Here is a 21,877-nt window from a genome sequence, read left to right as displayed (position 1 = left end):
TTATGGTGCAACAGCTAACTGTTTTAATTGTCGATGATTCTTCTGAAGATCGTCAGACTTATCGCCGCTATCTGCTACAAGATAAAGAATATAGCTACACAATTATTGAAGAAGAATCAGGTGATGCAGCATTGGCTTTATGTCAACAGTTTCAGCCTGATAGTATCTTACTAGATTTTAAGCTTCCTGATTTAGATGGGCTGGAATTTATAGCAGAATTAAAACAGCAGGCTCCAAAAATGATGCCAGCAATAATTATGTTAACAGGTTATGGTAACGAAGATGTTGCTGTCCAAGCGATGAAAAATGGTGTACAAGATTATTTAGTGAAAGGAAGGACAACAGCCGATTTATTATGCGCTACTATCCACTCAGCAATTAAAAAATCTCATCTAACTCAAGAACTACAAAGGACTGAAAATCGGTTTCAGACTTCTGTAGAAAATCTACTGGATTGTTTCGGTATTTACTCAGCTATTCGTAATCAGAAAGGTGAAATAATAGATTTTCAGATTGATTATGTAAATGCCGCAGCTTGTGAATGTCACGGCATGACAAAGGGAGAGCAATTAGGTCAAAGTCTCTGTGAAATTTTCCCTGCTTATCGAGAAAGTGGTTTATTTAATGAGTATTGCCAAGTGCTGGAAATAGGTAAACCTGTAGTTAAAGAATCACAGCAATTTATATGTGCTGATAAACAAGAGCAATCACATAGAGCTTTTGATTTTCGGATCACTAAAATGGAAGATAGCTGTGTTGTTTCATGGCGAGATGTGACTGAAAAAAAGCAAGCAGAGGAACAGTTACGGCAAAGTCAGCAGTTTATTGAAAGCATTACTGAAGCAACTCCAGGGATGTTGTATGTTTACGATTTAGTTGCAAAACGGAATATCTATATTAATAGTCGGGTTAAGGAATTGTTGGGTTATACACCTCAACAAATTCAGAATATGAGTATAGTGGATATGGCTAATTTAATACATCCTGATGATATTAAGCCAATATCAGAGATGTATCCACAATTTAATTTAGCCCAGGATGGCGAAATTCTGGAAACTGAATTGCGAATGCAGCACTTCAATGGTGAATGGCGCTGGTTTTGCTGTCGATATGTGGTGTTTGCGAGAAACGCTAACGGTTTTCCTTATCAGTTTCTCGGTTCAGCAATTGATATTAGTGAGAGCAAATTAACTGAAGAGGCATTACGTGAAAGTGAAGCTAAATTTCGTCGGATTGTCGAATCTAATATTGTTGGTATTTACTTTGGTGACTTCGGGGGGAAAATTTTTGAAGCTAACGATGCCTTTTTGAAAATGTTTGGCTATACCCATGAGGAATTAGCTAATGGAAGTCTCCGTTGGGATATGATGACACCTTCAGAATACCAAACTTTGGACGAGCTGAAAATTCAAGAACTGCGAACTGTGGGAATTTGCACTCCCTTTGAGAAGGAATATTTTTGCAAAGATGGGACTCGTGTGCCAATTCTTTTAGGAATTGCGTTGATAGAAGGTAGAGAAAAAGATGGTTATAGTGCCTGCTTTGTTCTTGATTTAACTGAGCGTAAACAGGCTGAAGAGGCATTGCGTCAAAGTGAGGAATCATACCGTTACTTATCTGATGCTATCCCTCAACTTGTGTGGATAGCTAATACTGAGGGTGAGTGTGTTCATGTTAATCAACGGTGGCTGGAATATACAGGACAAAGAATTGAGGAGGTGATGGGTTTTGGCTGGGCAAAATATGTGCATCCAGATGATCTGCAAATTACTATGCAGGCTTTGTTAGAGGGAATGCAGACTGGGGAATCTTATGAATGTGAAAAGCGCTTGCGAAGATATGACGGTGTTTATCGCTGGCATTTAGTCAGAGGTGTACCTATCAAAAATGAGTTGGGACAAATTGTAAAGTGGTTTGGGACGAGTACAGATATTGAAGATCGCAAGCAATTGGAAGTAGAACGTATGCAAATTTTACATCTGGAACAAGCTGCGCGTCTTGAAGCTGAGACAGCTAACCAAATAAAAGATGACTTTGTGGCGATGGTGTCTCATGATTTGCGATCGCCACTCAATGCTATTTTAGGCTGGGCATCCATACTGCGAAATCGGTCTGTAGATACACAAACTTTCAACCGTGCCTTAGAAACTATTGAACGCAATGCTCATTCCCAAGGGAAACTTTTGGACGATTTGCTCAATATCTCCCGTATTCTTCGGGGGAAGCTACATCTAGAACTCTGTCAAGTGAATCTGGTGTCTATTATCCTGGCAGCTATTGAAACTGCTTATCCGGCTGCAAATGCTAATGATATCTTTCTAGAATCTATTATTGATGAATCTATTGAACCCATGATGGGTGATGAAAATCGCTTGCTACAAGTTTTAGGAAATTTACTCTCTAACGCTATTAAGTTCACATCCTCAGGTGGCAGAGTCAAAGTGAGTTTGTCACAAGTTTATGATCAGGTCAAAAAACTCAAATATGCTCAAATTACAGTTAGTGATACAGGAATTGGCATCAGTCCAGAGTATCTACCATTTGTATTTGAACGCTATTACCAGGGTGACAGCCTAACTCATACCGGAGATAATCGCACTCACAAACAAGGTGGTTTAGGATTGGGTTTAGCGATCGCTCGTCATTTAGTAGAATTACACGGTGGCACTATTCAAGCCACCAGTCCCGGTGTAGGTAAAGGCGCTACTTTCACCATTAAATTACCTATTTAGGGAAATGGTGATTGGTGATTGGTAATTGGGAAGAGGTTATGGATAATTCTCTCCCCGCGTCCTGCTTCTTCTACCTGTCACCTGTCACCTGTTTCCTGTCACCTATTTTCTATTCCCACTCAATAGTTCCAGGTGGTTTAGAGGTGATGTCATAAACCACGCGGTTAACGCCTTTTACCTCATTGACAATCCTGGTAGAGATGGCTTCTAGGACATCATAAGGTACACGCGCCCAATCTGCCGTCATGCCATCTTCACTGGTGACAATCCGCAAAACAATGGGGTAGGCATAGGTGCGTTTATCACCCATGACACCTACACTGCGAATTGGTAGTAATACGGCAAAAGCTTGCCAAACCTCGTTATACATTCCCCGCTGATTGATTTCTTGACGGACAATTAAATCTGCATCGCGTAAAATATTTAACCGTTCTGATGTGACTTCACCTAAAATGCGAATTGCTAAACCTGGGCCTGGGAAAGGTTGGCGTTGGACAATTTCTTCTGGTAAACCAATGGAACGTCCTACTTTGCGAACTTCATCTTTAAAGAGTTTTCGCAATGGTTCTACCAATTTGAATCTGAGGTCTTTGGGTAAACCACCAACATTGTGATGACTCTTGATTTTGACTGCTACCCGTTCACCAGTTTTGGGGTCAACATTTGTATCAGCGGATTCGATTACATCAGGATAGAGAGTACCCTGAGCTAAGTAATCGAAATGTCCCAGATTTTTGGATGTTTCTTCAAAGACGCGAATAAATTCATGTCCAATGCGGCGGCGTTTTTCTTCGGGATCTGTGACATCGGCAATTGCAGCGATGAAGCGATCGCGGGCATTTACATATTCTACGGGAATGTGAAACTGTTCTTGGAATAACTTCAGTAATCGTTCTGGCTCTAATTTACGCATAAAGCCTTGATCGATAAACACACAAGTTAGCTGTTCACCGATGGCTTTATACAGCAAAAATGCCAGGGTGGAAGAATCTACACCACCGGAAAGAGCTAATAGTACTCGTTTATCGCCTACTCTGGCACGAATTTCCCGAATTGACTCTTCTACAAAAGCTGCTGTTGTCCAAGTGGGTTCACAGTCGCAGATGTGGTAGACAAAGTTACGAATTAATGCTATCCCACCAAGGGAATGTACGACTTCAGGATGGAACTGTACACCATAAAGTTTCTTTTCGTGGTCAGCAATAGCAGCACAGGGAGTATTTTCTGTATGTGCTAGTAATTCAAATCCCGGTGGCATTTTTTGGACTGAATCTCCATGACTCATCCACATTGTTGTGCCATCTTCAACATTAGTCAGCAAGTCTGTGGGGTCATCTATATATAAAGATGCTTTCCCATATTCACCTCGTTCAGCTTTGGTGACATTTCCACCCAGCTGATTGACCATCAATTGCATCCCATAGCATACGCCTAAAATGGGGATTCCCAAATTCCAGATTTCTGGGTCACAATGGGGAGCATGATCAGCATATACTGAATTTGGCCCACCAGATAAGATAATCCCTTTAGGATTTAGTTGGCGTAAATGTTCCGCTGTAGTGCGATAAGAAAAAACTTCAGAGTATACTTGAGTTTCGCGGATACGACGGGCTATTAGTTCAGAATATTGAGATCCAAAGTCTAAAATTACAATAATTTGGCGATTAAGCTGCCTCAAACCTGCTTGTGTTTGAGATGCTTGTTCGGTTGGTAGAGTCACCGCTGTATTCATGATGGAGAGAGTGTGTCTTTAAGGATAAATCGGTCTAATTGTAAGAATTCAGGAGTCAGGAGTCAGGAGTCAGGAGTCAGAATGCTTATGAAATCAGGAATATAGAGAAGTTATTTTTCTCAAAATCATCAAACGTTGACTCGAAAAGCTTTTATTCTCTTGACTTGTGTATTCTCTATCCTGAATACTTACGTTTAATTTCACATGATCACCATTTTTGGCTTTTTTAGGCTACTAATGGTCTAAAAACCTAATAGATAGACGCGACTCTTGCCGCGTCTGTTTAGCCGATTAATTTGGCTTCGTCATTAAAAGCAAAAAATCACTCTAAAGTAGGTAATCAAACAAATTAATTATTTGGTTTATTTATGTTAATTGATAATAAGTTAGCATAATTTTCCCATTAACATACAACCAGTTTCACTTTGAACGATAATTTGGCGATCGCGATCAAAGAGAATTGAACCACAGACTGTTGTGGCTGTAACCCTTTCACTGTGGCTGTTAATATATTCTTGGCAACGAATATCAATGGTTTCGGCAATGGCGTTATAGACCTGATTTACCCAATTAGTACCAGAATTTTGGTCAAGCGATCGCAAATGCTTTAATGCTGCTTCAGCGGTAGGGCTATGAAACACTGTTTGGATATCTGAAGATTGTAAACCCAGTAATGCACAGTGCGCGGCTAAAATTTCCCGTCGGCCATCGGCTAAGTGATGATGGGTGTGAAAAATTCCCCCTGCCAGTTTCATCAGTTTACCGTGATAACCAAACAATAAAATTTCCTTCACACCTAAAATATCAGCTTCTACTAACATTGGCCCCAACCAGTTAGCCGTTTTCACCAGTTGTTGAGGATTTATCCCTAATTTTCGCGCTAAATCTAAGCCGTTTTCCCCAATACAGAAAACTAGAGTTTCAAACTGACCGGCTTTTTCTTTTAACTCGCTACGAAAAGCGGTGAGTTGATCTGGTGTACTCAAAGGTTGAGAAATACCTGTTGTTCCCAATAGAGAAAGTCCTTCTACTACGCCAAAAGCAGAGTTTGAAGTTCTCATTGCAAGCGATCGCCCTTCTGGTAAAATAATCGTGACTATGATTTTCTCCCCAGGTATTAATAACCGCTGCAAATTCTCTGTTAACAACCTCTGAGCATAACCATAAATCGCTGCATTTCCTTCACCATTTAATTGCTTACCAATCCCCTCTCCCCCTTTAATAATTACGTTTTCCCCTTCTCCTTGCCACCATTCCACCAACGCCCAAATCGGCGTATTTTTCGTCAAATCGAGGTTATCACCTGGATCACTGCGGGTAATTGCCAAAGCAGAATTTTCAGATAGTCCTGCTACCTGTTCAATTGGGATTTCTGCGATTTGGACTGGTTCAATCAAATCCACCGATGTTATGGTCAAAGGTTGACGATGACGTAACCAATGTAAAGCCGCAACAGCAGCAGCACAAGCAAAAACAGGCAGGGTGTATCCAGAAAGGGACATAATTTGGGTTTCAGGAGTTCAGGTTGCTGACATATTCCATCAGATTGTTTTGCAGTGTCAATCCGTTATGGTTGCATTCAATTAGCGATAGCACTACTAGTGGTCTGTCAAGCATAAATTTATGAGTTGGAAGGCAATGGAGAAGTTATTTAGAGTAAGCCACAAAATAAACAATACTGTAGCCAAAATAAGAGCCTTGATAATTTTTGGCAAAAACGGCAAAAATAAGCCTACATAAACGTTTCGATAAAAAGGGAGTTGAGAATCTCAAACCCTTATCCTACGGTTAATACATTAAAAAATCCTTGTAGGAAACCTGGAAGGAATTTTTAAGACTTATTATTTTTGCCAAACCTCAAAGGAATGGGAGTTCATGGTTAAAGCATTATCAAGTCACCCTCGTAAATTGGCTACAGTATTGATAAATGATCAGCAATTCTCATTTTAAGATTTCATGACATAAAAACCCTTTCACCAAGAGGGTTTGATAATTCTTAACAAAACTTGTGATCGCTGAAATGACACAGCCTCGTTTCAAAATGAGAATTGCTGATAAATGATCCTGTTTTGTCATGCTGAGTGTAGCAAAGCGAAACGTTCGCGTTAGCGTGCCGGAGGCTCTAGCCTCTCGGAGGATTCTTCACTACACTTCGTTCCGTAATGCGTCCGGCACGCTGCGCGAACAGAATGACATTGGGCATTTCTTTTTGTGGAGTTCTCTTACTCTAAGTCTTTATCCACAAATAGAAAATTGACAGACCACTAGTTTGCTCACCTTACTTCTCCAATTTGTATAATCAAAGACTTCAAAGCAATCGTCACAACTTTTTCATGATCCTTTTCCTCAACTTGAGAACACGCTTGTAAACCGCAAATCCATTACCTCATCGGGTAAATTTGCTTACTCTGAGAGTGACTCACCAAGGAATGCGAGACCTACTACTGCTAGCATCTTCAAGAAAGGGGAACCAAGCTCTACAGCGTGTTCAGTATTGTCAACTTGATCACTTATTAAGTGTCCAGTTTTACAAAAACTGGCAAAATGCTCACAGTTGAACTTCATGAGATCGTACTGTTTTAACAATCCTGTTCTCTGAAATGTGAGAAGTTGTTCAGCTATTGCAACAACTTTATCAGGAGGAAGAGAAGAGCGATGTGGAACAATAACTACCTTTCTACCATTGGCAAAATCTGCCACAGACGTTCTAGCGATTATAGGTATGGCACCCAGGCAATCTTTCTTAAAGTGAATTACAGTACCATCTCCCATATCAATTCCATGGTGTTCAATAAAAGAACCATATGATGTGTCTACACAAAGATGATCACTTTTTGCCATAACTTTAACTCTCCAAGATAGTTATCACAATCTGTACAAATAATTATAATCTATGTAAAGCCCAATACCCGTGAATGAAATTAATTGAAAGACGTAAACCCTCTTCTAGTATAAGTTATAGCTTTTAGAGCTAGACGATAATTGCCCTATGATATAACCCGGTTAAGAAAATCCCTGACTTTGAGATCACAGCAAATAAGGCAAACTCGATAGACTCCCATTTGGTAAAAACGCCCAAAATCCTTTTTGAGATTGCATTTGAGATATCTGACAAAATTCATTCACGGGTATTGATGTAAAGCCCAGAGCAGGTTATCTTTCAATATCATTTTATAATTCAAGTGATAATGTTCATACTTTCACAAATCTAGATGTAAAAATTATGAAATTTTCACTAAATGAACTAGTCTCTCTAGTGCAATCTCGTCTAGTTAATTCCTTTTCAACTCTTCCCAGTAACAATGATTGGGCTTGGACAGCCATTCTTTTGCTAATTTTTTCCTTAATTGTCATACCACTAGGTTTCAAACTTAATTTTTTGAAAGCTGAAATTCCCGAAATTTCTTGGAAAGTTATATTCCGCTTAACCTTAATAACCTTACTTCTTCCAGTTACAGCAGAAGAAGTGTTCTTTCGCGTTCTATTGTTACCTCATAAGACTGAGCAAGCATCTGTAGCATATCAATGGATTTTTGCAAGCATTAGTCTAGCACTGTTTATTATTTACCATCCGTTAAACGCTACTTTTTTTATCAAGAATGCGAGAACCACGTTTAGCAGCTTTGCCTTTCTCATTTCAGCCGCGATTTTGGCTATTGTTTGTACTATTGTGTACTTAAAAAGTGGTTCTATTTACCCTCCTATAATAATTCATTGGGTATTTGTGTTAGGTTGGCTTTTAGGCTTGGGAGGATATCAAAGGCTTCATAGTCAATCTAATTAATTTTTGAGAATAGAAGAAGTGTCATCCATTTGTAAAAATTTTAATAAATCTATTTACATTAGATGATTTGGTCAACTTTGCAATGTCATCTGACACATAGGGAAGGAATTCTACTTCCAACTCAGTTTTCTCGGCTTTTAAATTCTCGCTGTTAATCTTGATTCGATAAAGTCCTCCAAAAACAGCGACTAATTCATTATTAGTGTAAGCTTCTATCATCGCAGTCTCCGAATCAAATTCGATAACTCTTGCGCCTAAAAGTTTTAACGTTTCCTGACAGCGATTGATGGTGTCTTTAAAGTCAGCCTCTACAAGCAAGAAAGCCCTTTTAAATAAGAAGTGGCGTGCATCATTGGGATCATCTCCCATTCTTCTATAAGCTTTAGTAAAAGCAATAATGTAAAAACAGAAAAAGAGAACGTTTACAACAACAATTACATTTATTTTCAATCCCCAAACTGTGCCTATTACTCCAAAGTTACTCAGTGTGACGTACTGAAAGCCGAAGCGATACAGCAACGTATTAAACAAGATAAAGAGAATACTAGTTATTAACAAAAAAATACCAATCAGAAAATTTCTTCTAACTCTTCTCCAATGTCTTATATCCACTGGCTTCCTGATAATCTTGAGAACCCTTAAAGGTGGACTCCTCTTTTCTTGAAATAAGCTTCTTAACTTTATAGCAACATCAGTTATGGCTGTAAGAGCAGGGGGAGTTGCAGCAATACAGGCAGCGATAATGCTTGCTATGGCTGTAATGTTAGGTTCAGTGCTAGCTGCCATTACTTAACTAAGTCTCCCTTTACACGCCTTGATCTCAGTTGCGTTACATATTACACTTCACTATTTAAATTTTCTAGCTTCCAGATAAATATCTTAATAATTTACTTTCAAGACGTTCAGAAAAAGATGTCTCACTGATAACTCAGCGGTCTAACTATTTGTTATACATAAATTTTCTGTATAACACTTTTACACATAACTATATAGTAAATATTACAGGCGATTCTTGTCAAGTAATGCAGAATTTTTCCGTATAACCCCCTATGGAAAAACGTCCTAAAAAACTGCTAGAGCGGTTACAAAATGTTATCAGGCTTAAGCACTATTCCTACCAAACAGAGAAAACATATATTAACTGGATTAGACGCTATATTTTTTTACAATAAGCGCCACCCAACGGATGGGAAGTGCAGAAATTGAAGCGTTTTCAACACATCTCGCAGCGCAATTGATACCAGAGCGAAATCCGCCTACACTGATTTTTGGATTTCAACCTGTGGAATTTATTTATATAGTTATTCCTTGGCTATATCCAAAACTTCTTGATAAAGCTGTTGACTAATACGTTTACCTTGAGCCATCAATTCATCTAGCACTGGTTTGACACTTTCAATCAATCCCTTGTGTTTGGCAATTAATAAAATACCAACAGTACCAGTTACAGGTAAATGTCTGGATTTTGCTACTTTTCGCGCCGCCCACTCATCAATCAAAACTCGATCTGCGCCCAATTCTTCAGCTAAAATAATCGCGGCACATTCACCTAAGTCTAGATTGGTTTCTGATTGCAAAATAGAGACTTGCTGAGAATTGCGAATTGATAAAACTTCAATCCAGTTTGCTGATTTTACTGCATTGACGGCTGGATGAGTTCCTGTTGTGATTTCGTTGTAAACCTCTTGGGGAATGATAACTTTTCCAAAAATATCCCCTAATAAGTTCATTCGTCCTACTTTTGCCAATTCACTGAAGGGGGTGGTGTTAGAAACAACAATCACTTTTGTTACTTCTCCAGCATAGCTAGGGTTTCAGCAACTTCTTGTTCTAATTCTTCCTTGCTTTGGGGTGAAAAAACAGATATTCCATAAACTGCCATTAAATCTATCACTTCTAGACGAGAAATTCCTAACAATCTGGCGGCTAGTCCACTACTAATCTCTCCGTATCTAAGTAAAGTTATAATATAGGCTTCTTTGGCTTTATATTCTGCTTCTTTGCGGCTCGATTCAGAAATATCAGGAATCTGGACACTAAATTCGACTGTAGTTAATAAGTTATGGGTTGACATATTTGTTTTCTCCTAAATTCTGACTCTGAGGATACTGTAATGAGCGATCGAAGACAAAGCGTTAATTATTTGATAACCTGTTGCTACAGGAGCTTTAGGATCGCTCATGTTATTTTAAGTTAGAACTATATATAGTATAACGTCCAAAACTTCTTGAATTTGGTATCACCAATACCAAGGCACAACTTGGGCAATATACTCAAAATCTTAATATTCAACACTTCTGTGCTGATTGATGTTTTTATGATGATTAATTATCTCCTTGATTAATTTCCTGAAATTTGAGTATCTAAGGACTGGTCTAAGGCTTACATCGCGCATTCTCTCATTCTACTATGGCGATTCCTAGGTCGAGCTTCGCGATCGCTCCCCTAATTAGGTAAACTTGAATAAAAGAGCTACGTTGTTTAAACTTTCATTTTCTAGGTATTACCAATTCTAAACACCTACTTCTGATAACAAAACTTGCATAGCTTCCCAAGATATTCCTTGTTGAATATAACGAGGTGATTCAGGATTGTAAGGACTAGCTATGCGGTCAATACTGCGAATTATTGCTTCATCTGGCAATACAGGAACATCTGGATCAGAGGCGGTAGGACGCATTAGAGAGCTAGAAAAGCCTTTGAATACGGCTATTTTATCTTGCTCATCAGTCAAGTCTATCGTGATGATAAGGACTTCTTGAGGGCGTTTGATTGTGTACTGTTCTAGCCGCTTACCAATGGAATTATTCATCAATAGAAAACTGTGTAACTTAGTTGGTTATCTTCTGATGAAGTATTAACTTGAAAACTTAATACTTCATGCATAAGGATTCAGGATAAAGAATAAAGAATGCAGAACAAATAAGACTTTAGAGTATCATGCTTGATATTTTTGTTAAAATCTCGAATCAGTTAATTCTTGATCTGATGATTATTCTGACTCCTGACTCCTGAATTATTTTTATTGTGTTGCAGAACGTCCCTGCTTGCCTAATTTAATCGTCACAAATATGCCTAAATAAATTACATAAATGACTAAAGCCAATATGCCCAAAAATCCGAGAAAAGCAGGTTTACTATTATAGTGAAAGTAGTCTTTAAACATTAAAGGCGCTTCAGTCCAAACGCTACAGAATGGTTTCTTTAATGAATTTTCTGAAAAAGCACAACCTAAAAATGGTAAAAATGTGATTGCTCCTAAAGTGCAATAAATAGACATTGCCCAACGCCAAGATGTGAACATCAATTTCAGCATACTATTCGGTTGATAATCAATTTCATCGTTGATATCAACCCAAAACCAGAGGGAAATGGGGATGAGAATACGAGCTATTAAGCCAGAGACAAAACCTACTGCCAAACCACCAATCATCAAGTACACTGTGATTGCCAATAGACTTGCTACTCGCCAGTAAATCATTAATAAGCGTTGTATCCCTTCTGATTTTTGTACAAATGCCCAGATCAGGAGAATGAGAGGAATAATTAAAGCAAATAATAACGCTAATCTATAATCCATCCAAACGTAAGGGCGAAACCAAGGTTGTGGCATAACTTTTGTTAGTTGCTAAATGATAAATTTATTTATCTGAATTGTTTAATTAAGTATTTCAGTACAATTAAACATAAGTATGTGAACAAAAATTAATGATATGCAAATTTTCTTTCCTTCTGCCTCCTGTCTATTTACGCTAAGATGAATAAATTTAGAGGCATAAGTTTTATAGTTTGCTATCTATTAGGTAAAAAAGCAAGCAACTCATGAATCTGTAGCTGATATTTTGCACTGACCTATAAAGTTATCAGGAAGATTTTAGAAACTCAACCTGATTTATAATCATTTCAGCATACCCAGAATAACGAAGATTTTTATGGGTTTTTCGGGGTTTTAGCTGAGGTTTTCGCCTCTCTGTGTATAACTTGCTCTTTTTTCCAACTTAGATATTATTTAAGGGGAAGTGGGAGCTTTATATGGGAGTGGACTGAAGGTGCAAGATATTCAGTTGATAGATACTTGGTTGCTTGCCTACTAAACTAGAAGAAAAGGGATGAACTTAATTTCTAGTCTTCGTAAATTTTGCATTCATCAGCTTCTGGATTAGCATCACAGTATTTCTCTAAAGAGTTTTTTGGCTTACTTTGACGCTGGTGGGAAGCTTCAGCTTGTAGTTCTTCAACTGCATCCCAAGCAGCAGCACACTCTGCGGAGTTACCACCTGAAATATCACAGACAGTACGCGCTTGCTCAATTTCTTCTTGGATCTGTTCTTGGATGTTAGTTTTTTCTTGGATATTGGTCATTGGGTTTAGTCTCGTTATGTGTTGTTTATACTAGTGTAGAAAAAAAAATCAAAACTTGTAGTAGTTTTTGCCTATGGCTCGCTTACTATTCTAACCACTGTGTTGATCTGTTAGTATGGGAGTCTGATCAACGATAACTAATACAACTACAACAAATTACCTCATCTGTAGTTTATTCCTCCCTATGTTTTAAGATTTTGTTTAAGATTTTGTGGTGTCAGTACTACAGAAAAACAATAATACAATATATTTAAATGGATATATTAGGCAGTAACCGCCCCAGTTAGCTGCCTGTGATTGACAGGGTAATAAGGGGTATACAAAGGGCTGGTGGTCAACTCTTGTAGGATGGAATTTCCCTGGATAGCACAAACTACTAGCCTCAACACAGAGAGAAGCCCAGAACTCATGGCAGACCAAATGCAGTGGGCAAATGCCCTATCAACCCATCATTCTTTGGAAGCAGCTGTTGCAGATGTAGTACAACAAGCTGTCTCGTCTTTAACAGCGCCTGCGAATCTAGGACTGGTATTCATTTCGTCTGCTTTTACGAGTGAGTATTCCCGACTTTTGCCGTTGTTGGCGGAAAAACTTTCAGTCCCTGTGCTGATTGGGTGTAGTGCTGCGGGTGTAATTGGTACGACATCGAAAAGCGAAACCCAAGAGATAGAAGCAGAACCAGCCCTTAGCTTGACTTTGGCTCATTTACCAGGGGTGAATCTTCAAGCTTTTCATGTTCTAGCTGACCAATTACCTGATTTGGATAGTTCACCGGATGCTTGGATTAATTTACTTGGTGTGCCACCATCACCTGTACCCCAGTTTATTTTGTTGTCTAGTGCCTTTTCGTCGGGAACTAATGATCTGTTGCAGGGGTTAGATTTTGCTTATCCTGGTTCGGTGGTTGTGGGTGGACAAGCTAGTGGGGGGTTTGTGAGCGATCGCATTGCTCTATTTTGTAATAATCGTCTGTATCGTCAAGGTACGGTGGGTTTGGCTTTGAGTGGTGATATTGTCTTAGAAACAATTGTCGCTCAAGGATGTAGGCCTATTGGGGAACCATTACAAGTCACTAAAGCTGAACGGAATATTATTTTGGAGTTGGATGAAAAAGTACCTTTGGTGGTACTGCGAGATTTAATTAGTAATCTCAGTGAAGAAGAGAAGATGCTGGCACAGCATTCTTTGTTTGTGGGTTTGGCGATGAATGAGTTTAAGCTTTCTTTGAAGCAGGGAGATTTTCTCATTCGCAATTTACTGGGAGTAGATCCATCCGCTGGTGCGATCGCAATAGGCGATCGCGTTCGTCCTGGTCAAAGGTTACAATTTCACTTAAGGGATGCTCAAGCCTCGGCTGAAGACCTAGAATTTCTCTTACAAGAATATCAAGACCAAAGCAGTAACGAATCCTCCCCTTTCGCAGCCTTGATGTTTAGTTGTGTGGGACGTGGTGCAGGACTCTACGGTAAATCCAATTTTGATTCTGAGCTATTTCAGCGTTATCTCCATAACATCCCCCTGGGAGGCTGTTTCTGTGGTGGTGAAATCGGCCCTGTCAGTGGCAGAACCTTACTTCACGGTTACACCTCAGTTTTTGCAATTTGCCGAGGGAAGAAGGGGGCAGGTGACAGGTGACAGGTGACAGGTGACAGTAGGAAGGGAGCAGAAGAGATAATTACGAATTACCCATTACCAATTACCAATTAAAAGTTTGCTGTTGTTGTCAATTAGGTGAGGATGACTATCTTGAGTAATTGCACCATATTTTTGAATGTAATGGCGGACTTCGAGAGGGAATTCTGGGTAGTCTAAGACTCCATCTCCATCAGCAACAGCTGACCAAAAGTCTCGTAAATCGGGGGCTAGTTGTTTGGCTTGTGCTAATGGTAGGTTGAGGGGAGGTAGAGTTAGTAGCTTGATGAGGAAGGGGAAAGAGCGATCGCCCATCCATTCCCGTGATGATTGCTGCAAGTTGGGAAAATCAGGTACTGACTCCACCCGATGAGATACAATCTGCAACCATTCCCTATCTAAATGATCTCGTTCAAACTCTAGAACCCGATAAGGATGAGGATAGCTGACTAATGAACCAGTCGTAATATCATATATTCCATCTGCACAAGCTACATCTTGAACGTGCAAATGTCCCGTAAATACTAATCTCACTCCATATTGACGCAGCAAACCTAGAAGTTCTGGCGCATTTTGCAACATATAACGATTTGCCATTGGATGGTCTGATTGATTAGGCAAATGCTCAACAACGTTATGATGTATCATCACCAAAACTAAATCATCCCCAACTGTTGCCAGTTCAGCTTCTAACCACCTGACTTGTTCGGGATCTAAACGCCCTACCTGCTGACCTTGCTCATCAAATGAGTTAGAATTTAGACCAATCAGCCGGACTCCAGGTAGCAACCGACAGTTGTAATAAGATTGCTCTGGGTTTTCATAACCAAACTTGCGGTAATAATGGGGAAAATCTGCAAAAGCGATAGATTGCTCATTTGCCTTTAATACAGGAACATCATGATTACCAGGAACAACATAAACGGGAAAAGGTAGTTGAGATAATCTTGTTTGTAACCAAGCGTGATTTTCTGGTTCACCGTGTTGAGTTAAATCTCCAGGTATCAAAAGAAAATCTAAATCTAATTGTGTTAAATGTTCTAGTACACTTTCAAAAGCTGGAATACTCACTTCCACGAGATGAAAGCGGCTAGGATGATCCCAAATTGTATGGGGAAGCCCTATATGTAAATCGCTAACGATGGCAAACCGAAAATTGATATTCATTGATTTAAGAAAATGTTAAAATCCGAAGTGCAAATACTCTTTTCTTCAAAGTATAACTCTTGCTTTGTCCGTCTGGGGATCAGCGGTTAGACTTAATATTTATATACATTTGAGTTTAATTTTTATGTGTGACATTTAATATTTATTGTAGGGTGCGTCAGACCTATAAATTAGTGATTATCAACAGATATTTGACATCTGACGCACCTATAGCGGTATGTACTTGAATGAAATACATCATAGCCCCCTCATCGCTTGCGGGGAGGGGGTTGGGAGTGGGGTTCTTGTATCTCATTCAACCGAGAACCGCTATAACTAATATGCCAGTTATGTAAGCCCTGTACTTAAAGGAGATTTGATTTTGGCAGTTGTTCGAGTTCGTCAACACGTTAACCCACTTGCCAGCAAGTATAAAATACCAGCCAATCCCCTAGAGTGGGAAAAAGTTTATGCACAGCCAAATCAACCTCTGCACTTAGATATTGGTTGTGCGAGGGGCAGGTTTTTACTAGAAATGGCACAAAGAGAACCGAACTGGAATTTTTTAGGTTTGGAAATTCGGGAACCTTTGGTAGTGGAAGCAAATAAGTTGCGATCTGAACTGGATTTAATAAATTTGCATTATCTATTTTGCAATGTAAATAATTCATTAACACCAATTTTATCTACCTTGCCATCAGGAATTTTACAACGTGTAACAATTCAATTTCCCGATCCTTGGTTTAAAAACCGTCATGCGAAACGACGTGTAGTGCAACCAGAGTTAGTGGCAGAACTAGCCGGTTATTTGACAGAGGGAGGAGTTGTCTTTGTGCAGTCTGATCAAAAATTTATTGCAGTGGAAATGTCGGAACGCTTTTCCGAACACCCAGCATTTGAGAAAATGGGTACAGAGGAATGGTTAGCAGACAATCCTCTCCCAGTTCCCACAGAACGAGAAATAGGAACTATTAACAAGGGTGAACCAGTTTATCGGGCTTTATTTGTGAAGCGGTGATTGGGGACTGGTAATTGGTAATTGGTGATAAAATTCCGGTCTTAATCCTGTCAATCCTTTAATCCTGGATATTCTGATTCTGACAATTTCACATCATCACACAACCTCTTCTCCTCCTCACTCAAACCCACATTAGGATTCTGCAAATAATACTTTAACCAATCACAACCATCCCCAAGTAACCGGTCTAAATTCCGCACAGGCCACAACCGCGCTGTATTGTCCAATGAAGCCGTAGCAATGGTTTTTCCGTCCGGACTAAAACTCACACTAGAGACTACACTCTGATGCCCTTTAAATTCTTGCAGCAGTTCCCCCTTTAAGTTCCATAACCGCGCTGTTTTGTCCTCTGAAGCCGTAGCAATGGTTTTACCGTCGGGACTGAAACTCACACTTCTGAGATCACCTTGATGCCCCTTAAATTCTTGTAGCAGTTCCCCCTTTAAGTTCCACAACCGCGCTGTTTTGTCACCTGAAGCAGTAGCAATAGTTTTCCCATCCGGGCTGAAACTTACACTATAGACAGGTAACTGATGCCCCTTAAATTCTTGTAGTAGTTCCCCCTTTAAGTTCCACAGCCGAGCTGTATTATCTAATGATAAAATGTCACCTGAAGCAGTAGCAATAGTTTTACCTTCAGGGCTAAAACTCACACTTCTGAGATCACCCTGATGCCCTTTAAATTCATGCAGCAGTTCCCCTTTTAAGTTCCATAACCGCGCTGTTTTGTCACCTGAAGCAGTAGCAATGGTTTTCCCATCCGGGCTGAAACTCACACTATAGATAGGACTCTGATGCCCCTTGAATTCATGCAGCAGTTCCCCTTTTAAGTTCCATAACCTTGCTGTTTTGTCATCGGATGCCGTAGCGATGGTCTTGCCGTTGGGGCTAAAACTCACACTAAAGAGACGATCCTGATGCCCCTTAAATTCTTGTAGCAGTTCCCCTTTTAAGTTCCACAACCGCGCTGTCTTATCAGCTGAAGCAGTAGCAATGGTTTTGCCGTCGGGGCTGAAACTTACGCTAAAGAGACGATCCTGATGCCCCTTAAATTCTTGCAGCAGTTCCCCCTTTAAATTCCACAACCGCACTGTGTTGCCTAATGACAAAATATCCTCTGAAGCAGTAGCAATGGTTTGACCATCTGGACTGAAATTTACTCTAGAGATAGATTGATGCCCCTTAAATTCATACAGCAGTTCCCCTTTTAAGTTCCATAACCTTGCTGTTTTGTCAGTTGAAGCAGTAGCAATGGTTTTACCATCTGGGCTAAAACTCACACTATTGACACGATCCTGATGCCCCTTAAATTCTTGTAGCAGTTCCCCCTTTAAGTTCCACAACCGCGCTGTTTTGTCCTCTGAAGCCGTAGCAATGGTTTTAGCATCTGGGCTAAAACTCACACTTATGACAGAATCCTGATGCCCCTTAAATTCATGCAGCAGTTCCCCCTTTAAGCTCCACAACCGCGCTGTTTTGTCCTCTGAAGCCGTAGCAATGGTTTTACCGTCCGGGCTGAAACTCACACTTGTGACATGATCCTGATGCCCCTTAAATTCATGCAACAGTTCCCCCTTTAAGTTCCACAACCGCGCTGTATCAACTGAAGCAGTAGCAATGGTTTTACCGTCCGGGCTGAAACTCACACTTGTGACATAATCCTGATGCCCCTTAAATTCATGCAGCAGTTCCCCCTTTAAGTTCCACAACCGCGCTGTATCACCTGAAGCAGTAGCAATGGTTTTTCCGTCCGGGCTGAAACTCACACTTGTGACATGATCCTGATGCCCCTTAAATTCATGTAGCAGCTCTCCTTTTAAGTTCCATAACCTTACTGTTTTGTCAGCTGAACCAGTAGCAATGGTTTTTCCGTCCGGGCTGAAACTTACGCTAAAGAGACGATCCTGATGCCCTTTAAATTGGTTACGTTCTTTAATATTATCAAGGATATTATTTAAGGCATAGATAGGGCTAATAGTGGGATATTTTTCCAGGGGATTATTTTTAACTAATGTTTTTAAAGCTTTAGCATTTCGTACAGCAGACACTAAAGCTGGTAACTCTTCAAGTTGGAATTGTCTTAAAACATTCACTCCACTTTGTTCTAGTTTGGTAACTAGGAGTGCATCTTCTTGGGATTTGAGTGCTGCTTGTTTAGCTGTCTCTGCTTTTTTTAATTCTGCATCTGCTGTTTTAAAGGTTTCTTGAGCTTGTTTAGCTTTAGTTTCTGCTTCCTGTTGTTGTATTTGTGCTTTTTGTGATTTATCTACCGCTATTCTTGCTTGATCAATAGCCTGTTTATTTATTGCTTCAGCTTTTGCATTTTTATCTGCTAAATCAAATGCTTTTTTTTCAGTCCCTTGTAGTTTAAATTGTACTCGTTTGAGTTTTTGAGTTGACTCTTGTTGTTGTTTAACAGCAATTTGAGCTTTGCCTTCAGCACTATTTTTTTTAGATTCTAATTCTTGAGATTTTGTCTGTAATTCCATTAATTTATTTTGAGTTGCTACCTTTTCTTGATTGAGTAGATTGAGTTTTTTCTCTGCATTATTTTTTGCTCCAAGTAAATTATTAATTTCTGATTTAACGACTTTAAGTTGTTTATTTGTATATTCCGCAGCTATCATAACCAATATAAAAAACAATGCTGATACTCCGACAGTCCAAGCTGCTCTAAAGTTAGCCCATTGAATTTTTTTGTCTGCTTGTTTTTTCGCATTAACTAATATTTCTTTTGCTTCTTCTGCTTCCTTTAACTGCTTTTTGGTGTTTACCAATTCTTTTAATAATTGTTTTCCCTGCTGTTGACGAATAAACTCAACTAAATAATCATGAACTAATTGATATCTATCCGCAGGTGATTCTGGTAAGAGTAATACCAAACCTGACGCAACAAAAATATTTAAAATTAAATCAAGTTTGATAGTAGATGAATTTGTCATGCTGAGGAACGAAGCATCTAATAAATTTTTATTTTCGTTCGCAAAGTTATCTTTAATTCCTAACTGTGCTGCTAACTCAAGACGAGTTTTTAAAGGTCTTGTGCCATTTTCATCTGTGAGTAGATACAAAACCAGTCGCGCTGTTTGTTCATTCTCTACACCACAGTCTTTAATTACATCTTCTAAAAACTTTCCAACTAATTTTTCTTTACCAAATTCTTGATATTTATCTAAAGTTTTAATTTGTTCTGATTGTAATTGTGTCCCGACTATTTGTAATTCAATCGGTCTAACTTCCCCAATATCTCCTGCTAAGTCTTTGACTAATTGATCAATTAGTTCAGCTTGTAAATAAAAGCGTGTTTTTTCGGTAAGACTTTTAATTACAGCTTTAGCATCTGCGGGTGAAAAATTACCCAAATAATAACGAATATTTTTATCAAGAATATTATTATTCGTAACTGTTAAATCAACTAAACGGTCTAATTCTAATAAATAATGTAAATAATCTTCTCGTAAAGAAAGCACAATTTTGACAAAAGGAATATCTAAACAGACTCGTAAAAAGTCATAAAATGGTTTTCTTTGTTTTTGGTCATTATTCACAAAGAAAAATTCTTCAAATTGGTCAAATATCAAAACCGTTAATAAATTTCTGTCGGCATTTTTTTGTAATTGTTGAATAATTGTCTCCGTGGAGTGTAGGGATAATTCATGAATTACCCCTACATTTGATTTTAAAGATTCTCCTAAAATTTCTACCCAATTTGTATAAACTCGTAAAAGAATTGGTAAAGCCTCACGTTCTCCAATTGGTTCTTGTTGGAGTGCAGGAATTAACCCACCTTGTAAAATTGAACTTTTACCAACTCCAGACTGTCCATGAATTACAGTTAATTTATGTTCATTTCCCGCAATTCTTCCCCGCAACCGTTTTACATCTTCTTCTCTCCCAGAAGCAGAAATTTCTTGTGCAATTGTTCCTGTATTTTCAATTACATCAGATACACCCCTCCCCAACCCTCCCCTTACCAAGGGGAGGGTGCGCGATAGCGCGGGTGGGGTATTTCCGTAACTTATAACTTTGCGTTGGGGGTTTAAATAAGATGCACCAACAAATGCTGTAAATCCATATTGTTGTTTTATTTGTAATCTGGCTTGTTTAATTTCAAAGGCTTTTAAATATTCTTTTTCTTGAAAATAGAGTAAATTTAATTGTTCTAATATATCAATATATAATTTAGGATTATATTGAGGATGACTTTCATTTTTAGCAGTTTCTAAAGTTTGAATTGCTGCGGTATTGTCTCTTAAACCTACCTGAGAACGTGCCAATAATAAGCGACATAAACCAAATTCTTGGGATGGTAAATTAGTAATATTCGCTAAAATGTCTAATCCTTGCTGTGCGTGTTGATTTGCTTTTTCCCATTCTTTATTTTCTAAAGCTACTTCTGCAAGAAAAGCATAATTTTGACCTAACCCTCTAACTCCTTTGAATATCAGAGATTCGGAAATATAAACATTATCTCTTCTTCTGGGAGAAAGGTTTTCATATAATTTTAGATATTTTTTAGCCAGATTTTCTAAATCTTCCCATGCTCGTAAATGTCGTAATATTCCCCCTAAAAGGTTAATGGTTTCAACAAATAAATCCAATCTTTCTGATGGTCTAAATATTTTTAAAGCTTCTTGTAAATAATCTCTAGCAGTAACAATTGGCCAATGTTCTTGATTTTGGTTATTACTAATTTCTGATTTGCGGATATAAGCTAAAGCGATTTTAACTAAGAGAATACCGATACGTTCTAGGTTATTTTTACCTTCCCAAAATTTTCGACTGCGCTGATAATAAATTAAAGCATCATCTATATTATCTTGTTGATATTCCTGTAAACCAAAAGCTAAATCTAAACCTGCTTGTATTTCTGGGTCTATTTCTTCTCCTCTATTTTGTAAATCCTGACTTGCCGCTTCTATTTCTTTGTAAACTTGAGGAGTAGGAATAACATCATGATTCAATATTCCTTTTGTTGTTTCTTGCAGTAAATCAATTAAATCATCAGTATCATTTTCAAAATCAATAATACTCCCCCAGTTTTCTAAATCTGGTGCGACTCTGATAATTTTTTTGAGAATTTGGTCATCTATCCAAATCAAAATGGGAAAAGGAAAGTTTTTTCTAAATTCCTCTCGAATTTGATTAGATAAACTCAATATTGAATCAATTTTGTTAACAGAGTCTAAACCAGAAATTATCAAAGCTTGTGGTTGTTCATCTCCCAATTCTTGAGCTATATTATCGTAGAGACTTTTAGCTGATTCTGGTAAAGTTATTTCTCTAATGGGTATAGAAGAAACCTCTTTAAGTTGTGCTGCTATCTGCTGACGTAATTTTACATAATTGCAGCGGAGGAAAATTAGGGATAATTGACCTTGGGAAAAGTTAATTGCTCTTAATATGGTTCTGATAGAATTCTCATTAAGCTGAGAGAAATTTTCATCATTTTCTTGATTATTCATAATGTT

General features: G+C 38.6%; 16 protein-coding genes. 5 read left to right on the top strand and 11 right to left on the bottom strand.

Annotation, left to right across the window (positions count from 1 at the left end; genetic code table 11):
- Positions 1-2 precede the first annotated feature (2 nt).
- The gene (locus tag AC012T_RS20740) at positions 3-2,732 is read left to right on the top strand and encodes a PAS domain-containing sensor histidine kinase (RefSeq protein WP_487060603.1); all 2,730 of its coding nucleotides are present in this window, start codon (positions 3-5) and stop codon (positions 2,730-2,732) included.
- A 109-nt stretch (positions 2,733-2,841) separates the two neighbouring features.
- On the opposite strand, the gene guaA is transcribed toward AC012T_RS20740, so the two are convergent.
- From guaA to AC012T_RS20725, 3 genes are all read right to left on the bottom strand, one after another.
- Positions 2,842-4,464, bottom strand: a complete 1,623-nt coding sequence (gene guaA, locus AC012T_RS20735; RefSeq protein WP_487060602.1) for a glutamine-hydrolyzing GMP synthase — start codon at positions 4,462-4,464, stop codon at positions 2,842-2,844.
- Positions 4,465-4,850: 386 nt separating this feature from the next.
- Complete coding sequence (cbiD, locus tag AC012T_RS20730) at positions 4,851-5,966, bottom strand: cobalt-precorrin-5B (C(1))-methyltransferase CbiD (protein WP_487060601.1); 1,116 nt, start codon at positions 5,964-5,966, stop codon at positions 4,851-4,853.
- A gap of 901 nt (positions 5,967-6,867) precedes the next feature.
- Positions 6,868-7,305 (bottom strand): lecithin retinol acyltransferase family protein, encoded by a 438-nt coding sequence (locus AC012T_RS20725; protein WP_487060600.1) that lies wholly within the window; start codon positions 7,303-7,305, stop codon positions 6,868-6,870.
- 382 nt (positions 7,306-7,687) lie between these two features.
- Between AC012T_RS20725 and AC012T_RS20720 the strand changes: the two genes are divergently transcribed.
- On the top strand, positions 7,688-8,248 hold the full coding sequence (locus AC012T_RS20720; RefSeq protein WP_487060599.1) for a CPBP family glutamic-type intramembrane protease: 561 nt from the start codon (positions 7,688-7,690) through the stop codon (positions 8,246-8,248).
- 21 nt (positions 8,249-8,269) lie between these two features.
- On the opposite strand, the gene AC012T_RS20715 is transcribed toward AC012T_RS20720, so the two are convergent.
- Positions 8,270-9,034 carry a hypothetical protein gene (locus AC012T_RS20715; protein WP_487060598.1) on the bottom strand — a complete coding sequence of 255 codons (765 nt, stop codon included), beginning with the start codon at positions 9,032-9,034 and terminating at the stop codon, positions 8,270-8,272.
- Between the two features lie 263 nt (positions 9,035-9,297).
- On the opposite strand from AC012T_RS20715, the gene AC012T_RS20710 reads away from it, so the two are divergent.
- Positions 9,298-9,420 carry a phage integrase N-terminal SAM-like domain-containing protein gene (locus AC012T_RS20710; RefSeq protein WP_487060597.1) on the top strand — a complete coding sequence of 41 codons (123 nt, stop codon included), beginning with the start codon at positions 9,298-9,300 and terminating at the stop codon, positions 9,418-9,420.
- A 129-nt stretch (positions 9,421-9,549) separates the two neighbouring features.
- Here the strand turns inward: AC012T_RS20710 and AC012T_RS20705 are convergent, their stop codons facing one another.
- The 5 genes from AC012T_RS20705 to AC012T_RS20685 all read right to left on the bottom strand — a co-directional run bounded on the left by AC012T_RS20705 (position 9,550) and on the right by AC012T_RS20685 (position 12,610).
- A complete protein-coding gene (locus tag AC012T_RS20705) occupies positions 9,550-10,032 on the bottom strand; it encodes a PIN domain-containing protein (protein WP_487060596.1) in 483 nt (160 codons plus the stop codon).
- A 5-nt stretch (positions 10,033-10,037) separates the two neighbouring features.
- Positions 10,038-10,322 (bottom strand): UPF0175 family protein, encoded by a 285-nt coding sequence (locus tag AC012T_RS20700; protein ID WP_487060595.1) that lies wholly within the window; start codon positions 10,320-10,322, stop codon positions 10,038-10,040.
- A 438-nt stretch (positions 10,323-10,760) separates the two neighbouring features.
- Positions 10,761-11,060, bottom strand: a complete 300-nt coding sequence (locus tag AC012T_RS20695; protein ID WP_487060594.1) for a DUF7734 family protein — start codon at positions 11,058-11,060, stop codon at positions 10,761-10,763.
- A gap of 210 nt (positions 11,061-11,270) precedes the next feature.
- Entirely contained in the window at positions 11,271-11,861 is a 591-nt protein-coding gene (locus AC012T_RS20690) for a DUF3177 family protein (protein ID WP_487060593.1), read from the bottom strand.
- Positions 11,862-12,370: 509 nt separating this feature from the next.
- Positions 12,371-12,610 carry a Calvin cycle protein CP12 gene (locus tag AC012T_RS20685; RefSeq protein WP_015216100.1) on the bottom strand — a complete coding sequence of 80 codons (240 nt, stop codon included), beginning with the start codon at positions 12,608-12,610 and terminating at the stop codon, positions 12,371-12,373.
- Between the two features lie 408 nt (positions 12,611-13,018).
- Between AC012T_RS20685 and AC012T_RS20680 the strand changes: the two genes are divergently transcribed.
- Positions 13,019-14,245 (top strand): FIST signal transduction protein, encoded by a 1,227-nt coding sequence (locus tag AC012T_RS20680; RefSeq protein WP_487066686.1) that lies wholly within the window; start codon positions 13,019-13,021, stop codon positions 14,243-14,245.
- 54 nt (positions 14,246-14,299) lie between these two features.
- Here the strand turns inward: AC012T_RS20680 and AC012T_RS20675 are convergent, their stop codons facing one another.
- Positions 14,300-15,409 carry a metallophosphoesterase family protein gene (locus AC012T_RS20675; protein WP_487060592.1) on the bottom strand — a complete coding sequence of 370 codons (1,110 nt, stop codon included), beginning with the start codon at positions 15,407-15,409 and terminating at the stop codon, positions 14,300-14,302.
- Positions 15,410-15,770: 361 nt separating this feature from the next.
- On the opposite strand from AC012T_RS20675, the gene trmB reads away from it, so the two are divergent.
- Positions 15,771-16,406, top strand: coding sequence for a tRNA (guanosine(46)-N7)-methyltransferase TrmB (trmB, locus tag AC012T_RS20670; protein WP_487060591.1), 636 nt, complete (start codon positions 15,771-15,773; stop codon positions 16,404-16,406).
- A 50-nt stretch (positions 16,407-16,456) separates the two neighbouring features.
- On the opposite strand, the gene AC012T_RS20665 is transcribed toward trmB, so the two are convergent.
- Positions 16,457-21,871 (bottom strand): WD40 domain-containing protein, encoded by a 5,415-nt coding sequence (locus tag AC012T_RS20665; protein ID WP_487060590.1) that lies wholly within the window; start codon positions 21,869-21,871, stop codon positions 16,457-16,459.
- Positions 21,872-21,877: the final 6 nt, after the last annotated feature.

Source organism: Anabaena sp. EIM26 (assembly GCF_057568715.1).
The sequence above is the reverse complement of the archived record's forward strand: the minus strand, read 5'-3'. Positions and strand labels throughout refer to the sequence as shown.

Excerpts from the sequence above, each read along its gene's own strand:
- AC012T_RS20740 (WP_487060603.1), top strand. The coding sequence starts at position 3 with ATGGTGCAACAGCTAACTGTTTTAATTGTCGATGATTCTTCTGAAGAT.
- guaA (WP_487060602.1), bottom strand. The coding sequence starts at position 4,464 with ATGAATACAGCGGTGACTCTACCAACCGAACAAGCATCTCAAACACAA.
- cbiD (WP_487060601.1), bottom strand. The coding sequence starts at position 5,966 with ATGTCCCTTTCTGGATACACCCTGCCTGTTTTTGCTTGTGCTGCTGCT.
- AC012T_RS20725 (WP_487060600.1), bottom strand. The coding sequence starts at position 7,305 with ATGGCAAAAAGTGATCATCTTTGTGTAGACACATCATATGGTTCTTTT.
- AC012T_RS20720 (WP_487060599.1), top strand. The coding sequence starts at position 7,688 with ATGAAATTTTCACTAAATGAACTAGTCTCTCTAGTGCAATCTCGTCTA.
- AC012T_RS20715 (WP_487060598.1), bottom strand. The coding sequence starts at position 9,034 with ATGGCAGCTAGCACTGAACCTAACATTACAGCCATAGCAAGCATTATC.
- AC012T_RS20710 (WP_487060597.1), top strand. The coding sequence starts at position 9,298 with ATGGAAAAACGTCCTAAAAAACTGCTAGAGCGGTTACAAAATGTTATC.
- AC012T_RS20700 (WP_487060595.1), bottom strand. The coding sequence starts at position 10,322 with ATGTCAACCCATAACTTATTAACTACAGTCGAATTTAGTGTCCAGATT.
- AC012T_RS20695 (WP_487060594.1), bottom strand. The coding sequence starts at position 11,060 with ATGAATAATTCCATTGGTAAGCGGCTAGAACAGTACACAATCAAACGC.
- AC012T_RS20690 (WP_487060593.1), bottom strand. The coding sequence starts at position 11,861 with ATGCCACAACCTTGGTTTCGCCCTTACGTTTGGATGGATTATAGATTA.
- AC012T_RS20685 (WP_015216100.1), bottom strand. The coding sequence starts at position 12,610 with ATGACCAATATCCAAGAAAAAACTAACATCCAAGAACAGATCCAAGAA.
- AC012T_RS20680 (WP_487066686.1), top strand. The coding sequence starts at position 13,019 with ATGGCAGACCAAATGCAGTGGGCAAATGCCCTATCAACCCATCATTCT.
- AC012T_RS20675 (WP_487060592.1), bottom strand. The coding sequence starts at position 15,409 with ATGAATATCAATTTTCGGTTTGCCATCGTTAGCGATTTACATATAGGG.
- AC012T_RS20665 (WP_487060590.1), bottom strand. The coding sequence starts at position 21,871 with ATGAATAATCAAGAAAATGATGAAAATTTCTCTCAGCTTAATGAGAAT.